At 41.8% G+C, this 6,692-nt stretch carries 9 protein-coding genes and 1 pseudogene; 6 read left to right on the top strand and 4 right to left on the bottom strand.

Annotated features, from left to right (window positions below; translation table 11 throughout):
• Window positions 1-276: 276 nt before the first annotated feature.
• Window positions 277-528, bottom strand: coding sequence for a Uma2 family endonuclease (locus tag I8752_RS29950; protein WP_214435843.1), 252 nt, complete (start codon window positions 526-528; stop codon window positions 277-279).
• 80 nt (window positions 529-608) lie between these two features.
• On the opposite strand from I8752_RS29950, the gene I8752_RS29945 reads away from it, so the two are divergent.
• A complete protein-coding gene (locus tag I8752_RS29945) occupies window positions 609-1,619 on the top strand; it encodes a DNA topoisomerase IV subunit B family protein (RefSeq protein ID WP_214435842.1) in 1,011 nt (336 codons plus the stop codon).
• An 87-nt stretch (window positions 1,620-1,706) separates the two neighbouring features.
• On the opposite strand, the gene I8752_RS29940 is transcribed toward I8752_RS29945, so the two are convergent.
• The gene (locus I8752_RS29940; protein ID WP_214435841.1) at window positions 1,707-2,297 is read right to left on the bottom strand and encodes a TetR/AcrR family transcriptional regulator; all 591 of its coding nucleotides are present in this window, start codon (window positions 2,295-2,297) and stop codon (window positions 1,707-1,709) included.
• Window positions 2,298-2,348: 51 nt separating this feature from the next.
• Between I8752_RS29940 and I8752_RS29935 the strand changes: the two genes are divergently transcribed.
• From I8752_RS29935 to I8752_RS29925, 3 genes are all read left to right on the top strand, one after another.
• Window positions 2,349-2,855, top strand: coding sequence for a hypothetical protein (locus tag I8752_RS29935; RefSeq protein WP_214435840.1), 507 nt, complete (start codon window positions 2,349-2,351; stop codon window positions 2,853-2,855).
• Between the two features lie 162 nt (window positions 2,856-3,017).
• Window positions 3,018-3,377, top strand: a complete 360-nt coding sequence (locus tag I8752_RS29930) for a VOC family protein (RefSeq protein WP_214435839.1) — start codon at window positions 3,018-3,020, stop codon at window positions 3,375-3,377.
• A 79-nt stretch (window positions 3,378-3,456) separates the two neighbouring features.
• Window positions 3,457-4,773, top strand: coding sequence for a recombinase family protein (locus I8752_RS29925; protein WP_214435838.1), 1,317 nt, complete (start codon window positions 3,457-3,459; stop codon window positions 4,771-4,773).
• Between the two features lie 9 nt (window positions 4,774-4,782).
• Here I8752_RS29925 and I8752_RS29920 read toward each other — a convergent pair whose 3' ends face one another.
• Window positions 4,783-4,998, bottom strand: coding sequence for a chlorophyll a/b-binding protein (locus tag I8752_RS29920; RefSeq protein WP_214435837.1), 216 nt, complete (start codon window positions 4,996-4,998; stop codon window positions 4,783-4,785).
• A gap of 180 nt (window positions 4,999-5,178) precedes the next feature.
• Between I8752_RS29920 and thyX the strand changes: the two genes are divergently transcribed.
• Together thyX and I8752_RS29910 are read left to right on the top strand one after the other, a co-directional pair.
• Window positions 5,179-5,901 (top strand): FAD-dependent thymidylate synthase, encoded by a 723-nt coding sequence (thyX, locus tag I8752_RS29915; RefSeq protein WP_214435836.1) that lies wholly within the window; start codon window positions 5,179-5,181, stop codon window positions 5,899-5,901.
• Window positions 5,902-6,008: 107 nt separating this feature from the next.
• Entirely contained in the window at window positions 6,009-6,146 is a 138-nt protein-coding gene (locus tag I8752_RS29910) for a DUF433 domain-containing protein (protein WP_214435835.1), read from the top strand.
• A 156-nt stretch (window positions 6,147-6,302) separates the two neighbouring features.
• On the opposite strand, the pseudogene I8752_RS29905 reads toward I8752_RS29910, so the two are convergent.
• Window positions 6,303-6,692, bottom strand: a pseudogene (locus I8752_RS29905) (IS701 family transposase); the annotation flags it as partial.

Raw genomic sequence — 6,692 nt, 5'->3', positions numbered from 1 at the left:
GAGGTAAGGTTGCTGCCAGTCTTTCTATCTTCACCTGTTTCTGATTTTGTAACAACCACACCAACATTTTCAGAGTGATTAACTGTGCTTTATTTAGGTATTTTTCTAAAAAGTTTTGGTAGAATGATGCCAGCATTATGACGACGGTCTTAATTAAATTACGAGACCGTTCTTTTTTACCATTAAACTGTACCCTACAGGTAGCTGCTTAATAACTGTACAGTTCATTCTCAATAAGTACCCACATTTGTTAAGGGGTCTGTGCCTCTCAAACCTTTATCTGGCTAGGTTTAGAGGCGTTTGTCGCCCCTTGAAATCAAAGACAATACCAAGTTCTGTACTATCATTCCAATTCCACAACTGCGCTGTCAGTCCAGAGTTTTGTTGTCCTGTCCAAGAGTGAGTTGGTGACATGGCAATGACTTCTCCAGCAGCAGTTAGTTCCAACCGCAAATCTTGATTAGCTTGGCAAATTTCCCAAAACTGATCGCGGGTGATACTGGGGATTTTGATTGCTAGAGTAGTCATAATTTATCTGATTGTTCCCTAGCTTTATTTTGCAGTAGTTATAGCGTAGCTTAACCTGAAACTCTGGTTTCTTTTTCATCATGAATGAAGAGTCTGCTTTATCTGAATACGAAAAGGAAGTTCAAGCAATTCGCCGACGACCAGGTATGTACTTTGGAAGTACTAGTACAAAAGGCGTTGAACATTTTGTATACGAATTAGTTGCTAACGTTCTTGACGCTTTCCTCGTCAACCAAGCAACTTTCGTAAATGTAGAAATAAATGAAGCAGTAATTTCAGTTACTGATGATGGATTAGGATTACCGTTTGATGAACCAAGCGATGAAAATGCTGTAAGTCTCGCCACTAAATTTCTAACTCGTATCCACTCGACACCTTCGCGCAACGAACATGCTCCCCACGTTCACATGACTATGTTGGGTATAGGTCTTGCTCCTATGAATGCTGCTAGTTCTCAACTAACTGTGCGAAGTTGGCGTTCTGGTGCGCTCTGGGAGCAACGCTTTAGCAGAGGATTTACCCTGGGTTCTGCAACGATTATTGAACGAGGTAATGGGCGAGGAACGAATATTGAAGTCATTCCAGATCCTGAGATTTTTAGACAGGCGAAACCCAGATGGGGTGTAATTCGTAGAGCTTTGTTCGAGACAGCCCATTTATATAGTGGGTTTAAAATTGGTTTTCATCAGGAGCGATTCTACGCGCCGAAAGGACTTCAAATGCTTGGATTTATGCTTCTTGACCCGCTGTCTTTGGACAACGAGCCGAATGCTGTGCCATTTCACGTAACTATGCATTATGAAAATGTTTTCATCGAAGCAGCAGCTTTTGGAGATGGGCCACGGACACGGATGTTCTCTTGGGTAAATGGAGCGAGAACGCCGAAGCATGGAAGCCATGTTGAAGGTTTTTCACAAGCTTTGAAGGAAGTAGACTGGAACCCATCACTTGGACTAATCCATATCATAATGTACGATCCACGGTTTGCTGGGCCTGTACGTCATCAGCTGGATGTACCACATATTCGCAAGCTAGTTCAAGATGCTTTACGTGAATCGCTACGTCAGTATCGGGGTAAATCAAATGAATAACTAATCGTCTTTTGGGTAGTAACGTAGGCTAATACTTCAATGAATTGTCACAGTAAACTCTTGACACCAGATTGCTGAGTGTTATGGTCAGCCTGAACTTCCTTTGAGGAAGAGATGTAAGGCACGACGAACGTAGACTTCCCATGATTCTGTCGTGGGCTGAAAGATAAGTGCATAGAGCATAATCGCGCTCATTGTATCGAAGACTAGCCCAGGATCTAAATCTGATTGAATTTCGTTTCTTATTTTTGCTCGTTCCAGGATAATAGCAAAGGCTTGCCGTCTGGGTTGCAGGTATTTTGTCCAGTAGATTTGAGCAAAATGAGAGTTACTTGATGCGCTACTAATAATCATTGCAACAGTCTGTCGCCCCAGAGGACTGAGTGTAATTTGTGCAGCACTTGCAATCAATGCATCAATATCACTTTGGAAATCGCCTGTGTCGGGAATTACAACATCTTGCCGAATACTTTCAATAGCATCAGCAACCAATTCCTCCTTATTGGCGTAGCGTCGGTAAATAGTAGGTTTGCCAACGCCAGCGCGAACAGCGATCGCATCAATACTCATGGCTTCAAAACCAACTTCTGCTAGCAGTTCTAGAGCTGCTTGTAGGATGGCTTCATGAGCTTTGGTACTTCGGGGTCGTCCCGGTAACTTTTTACTGATATCACTCATAAAGGCTAATATAATTACTATACCGTTTCGTAAATAATTTAAGCTCGAACAATGAGCAAGCATCCTCACCCTCTTTATAAAGATAAAAACAGCATCCAGACTCTTCGGCAAGGACTTGAGGAATACTATGCCTTGAATCCAAATGTCACCGATCCCAGGAAACTGCCACCAGAATTTGCAAAAATTTTACTGGCGCATGATATTTCCCACATTACTTATGGTTGTGATACGGGGATGTATGACGAACTCAAGTTACTACCACTAACTTGGTGGACGAGTAACTACAAGTTTCATGACCACTTACGCACAATTAAAGATCCGACCATTAGTCCTGCGATTCGCGTTATGTATGACGATTTGATCGAGGAGCATGGCCTGTTGTGGTTATATAGTTCAATTTTCTTGGTCTTGTCAATATTGTTACCAGAATTAATTGTGATTTGGTTCAAAACGCGTCAGCGTCAGCGTTACGTTCCATTCTTGAATTTTGAACCGCTTTTGGACAAATCACTATTAGAGATTCGTCAAGAGTTTGACCTTTTACCCTTAATAAAATAAGTCTATTTTTTCATTACTGAGCTTTAATTCAAACCCAGTAAGTAAATCCTCTATAAAATCCTGTGCAACTGGTGAGAACTTTTATCCTTACTATTATTTGGTGAGGCTGTTTCAGCAATCTGTTACGATCCATGCAGCATCCGGCGATCGCATCTTACGACAATGCAAATTACTCAGAGTCTCCATACAGCTATTCTCGTTACTGACTTAGAACGCTCCGAACATTTTTATGGCAAAGTGTTGGGATTATCTAAAATAGACCGCACTCTCAAATACCCTGGTGCATGGTATCAAATTGGCAACTATCAAATCCACTTGATAGTTGCATCAACTGTTCCCACCGACAACCCAAACGAAAAATGGGGACGCAATCCCCACATTGCTTTTTCAGTTGCAGATTTGGATGCAGCCAAGCAAGAGTTAGTCAATCAAAATTATCCCTTTCAAGCTAGCGCCTCCGGTCGGGCTGCTCTCTTCACTCAAGACCCAGATGGGAATATTATCGAGCTTAGTCAGCAGTAGTTTGGGGAGCAGAGGGGCACAGGAGAATACCGAACTCAGCACTCTTTACAACTGACTCAGCACTACCGATCGCTGACTAATGAAAATTATCGCTTACACTTACACCGAACCTTTATTAGAATCTTCTCCAGATCGAGATAGTTGGGGATGGGAGGTGGATCGGGTTTATCAAGATTTGGGCAAGTCGGAGTCTTCTGGACACGCTAGGCGATCGCAATTACAACAATTGTTGACAGACTGTCAAACTGAATCTGTAGATTATCTGTTAATCCGCCGCTTGGAAGAATTGGGGGATACTGTAGAGGAAGTAAGCTATCGCCTCAATGAACTCGAAGCTATGGGAGTGGCGATAATTGCTACCGAACAACCCTACACCTCGGAAAATTCCCATCTCCGCGCTGACTTGCTGAAGTTGCTACATGAAATCCAACGTCAGCAGCATAGTCGCCGCATCCGTCAAGGTCACGCCCGCAACCGCCTTGACGCTGCCCCTCCACCTGGTAAACCTCCCTACGGCTACCGCCGAAGTAAAGATAAATACGTTGTTGACCGTAGTACTTCTCCTGTAGTTAAAGATTTTTTTGAAAACTTTCTACTTTACGGTTCCCTGCGCGGTTCTGTGCGTTACTTGGCGAAAAAGTACGGCAAGAAAATCTCTGTCACTACTGGGCGGCGCTGGCTGACTAATCCTGTCTATCGGGGTAACACAGCTTATCGCAATAGTGAAATTATTTCTGATACACATGTTCCGATAATTTCTAAGGAAGAAGCTGCCCAAGTTGACCGACTTTTACGCCGTAACAGCCGATTACCACCTCGGACTGCTAGCGCGCCCCGTTCTTTAGCTGGATTAGTTGTTTGTAGCGAATGTCAGTCGCACATGACGGTTACTCGCGTTACCCAGCGCCACCAAGACAAAGAGTATCTTTACTTACGTCCTATTAGCTGCCCTAATCGCCCTAAGTGTCGGGCTATTCCCTACCAGGATATTTTGGAACGCACAATTGCAACGGTTTGTCGTGACTTACCCTTAGCAGTAGCGGGAATGAATTTTCCCCAGTTAGATGCAATTAAGAACAGTTTAGGGGAAGCGATCGCTCGTCAACAAGAAATACTCGAACAGTTACCTGCTTTAGTTGAAACTGGCATTTTGGATACTGAAACAGCAAAGTTAAGGGCTTATAAACTCCGCACAGAAATTTCTGCACTCCAAGCCAAGCTGGCAACTCTTCCGCCAGTTAACTTACGTTCTGTTGCTCAAGCTGTTTCAATACCGCAATTTTGGTTGGACTTGTCAGAAGCAGAGCGACGATTTTATTTTCGAGAATTCATCAGGCAAATCGAGATTATTCGCCAAAATCAAGAGTGGGATTTGCAGGTGATGTTTATTTTTTAACTGTATTGGTTACAAACCTGTTAAAAGACTTGAGACACCTTGTCCTGTCAGTACTTCTAATGCTATCAAACAGACAAAACCAATCATTGCTAAACGACCGTTGAGTAATTCTGCATAGGGAGTGAAGCCTGTGCGATCGCCTTGCTCATCTACATAAACCTTTGGCTCAATCGCAAAGTTGTTCATCAAGCCCTGGTCGTCAACGATGGAATTGTTGGTACGCATGAAATTTTCTCTTGTTTGATTTAATGTAACAAATTGTAATAAATTTATAAATTTTTGTAAAGCAAATGAATCTGCCTAAAGAGATAAGATGATGAATCGAGTTAAAAGCCATGTTTTACAAACAGGCTCCGCTTCTAATTCACAAACACTCCCAGTCACAAACCACATTTAGAGCAGCCAATGGATCGATTCCGAGTAGAGGTTATTGCCAAAACACCAAACCCGCAGCAGGTAATTTATGCCGCGATGCACCAAGACTATACCGAGTCTTTTGTGTTTGATGAGCGCGACTCTTGGCCCTCGGAGTCACAAAGCGGTGAAATTATTGTTAAGCGGCTCTTAGCTGGTGAGAGAGGACATTACGGCCCTTTAGAGCATCCTCAGATTGTTTTTAACTGTGGTTATTTTCCCCACAGTGTGATGCAGCAAGCTCGTACTCATCGAGTAGGCGTATCATTTGATGTTCAATCTTTCAGATATACAGGGAATCAATTTATTGATGTAGTAGAGGGTAAGAAAAATATTGAAGATGTTTTTTACTTGCGTCCTGTTGGTTCTTATGCTGATAGACAAGGAAAAAAATATTACTATTCACCCGAAGCAAGAGCGGCAGATTTGCAGTGGTGTTTAGAAGCAACTAAGCAATATAAAGCTGATTTTGAAGCGGGAATGTCTGAGGAACATGCAAGAGGTAAAGTACCTTTTGATTATCGTCAGCATTTTGTAGTTAGTTTCAATTTAAGGTCTTTTTTACATTTCTGCGACCTGAGAAATAAGAAAGATGCTCAACTAGAAATTCAAAAGTTGTGTGAAATGATGTGGCCTCATTTTGAGGATTGGGCTCCTGCGATCGCACAATGGTATGAAAAGCAGCGTTTAGGTAAAGCAAGATTAGCACCTTAATTCAAAGTTAACTAACTTTGGACAAAGCGATCTCTTACAACTCCTGACTTGAAGCTAGAATGTGATGAAGGTTTAGACTATGTCTAGATATAGACATTTGTACGACAATGGATATTCAAAAAGTCCTACGCGATCGAGGAATTATTAGCTCCGATCCAGATATCACGAGTGGAACTCTTGTATTTGTGGGCACGCGAGTTCCATTACAAAATTTTTTCGACTATTTGAAAGGTAAAGCAGGTTGAGCTAAATTCTTAGAAAATTTTTCACATTTGCAAACTCAAGTGTTACAAGTATTGGAGGTAATTTCAAAAGCAGTAAAATAGCGATGCGTTTATTAACTTTTTTAGTTACCCCTCTTCTGTCACTTTCCGGAATAAGCAAGTAGTTCAGGAGCTAAATCATCCAGAAGCATAATAGGGTTTAAATTGATTCATTGCGGCAATTAAATGATTGAATCCCAGTAACAAATGTGAATTAGGGAAAATACTTAACCAAGGATAAATTAACCAAAATAGTAAAAGTGGTTGGATAATGAGACGCAGATTATTTAAAGCATTCTTCCATCCAGATTCATGGTTCCATTGCGGATGGTTAGAAAAATCAACATCACTCAGATCTTGTGCCTCAGTCTCAAGTTGACGAGATTGATTTAAGCCTAATAAGACGGAAGAATTTAAACTAATCATCGTGTAAACACAAAAAATAATCTCCCACCACCTCTCAATATGTTGAAAATTGGTGAAACGGTAATCTGTCCAGCCTAGCTCTTGTTTACACTGTCGAAATCC

It is taken from the genome of Dendronalium phyllosphericum CENA369 (assembly GCF_016056275.1).
GTDB classification, from domain to species: Bacteria; Cyanobacteriota; Cyanobacteriia; order Cyanobacteriales; family Nostocaceae; genus Dendronalium; species Dendronalium phyllosphericum.
The sequence above is the reverse complement of the archived record's forward strand: the minus strand, read 5'-3'. Positions and strand labels throughout refer to the sequence as shown.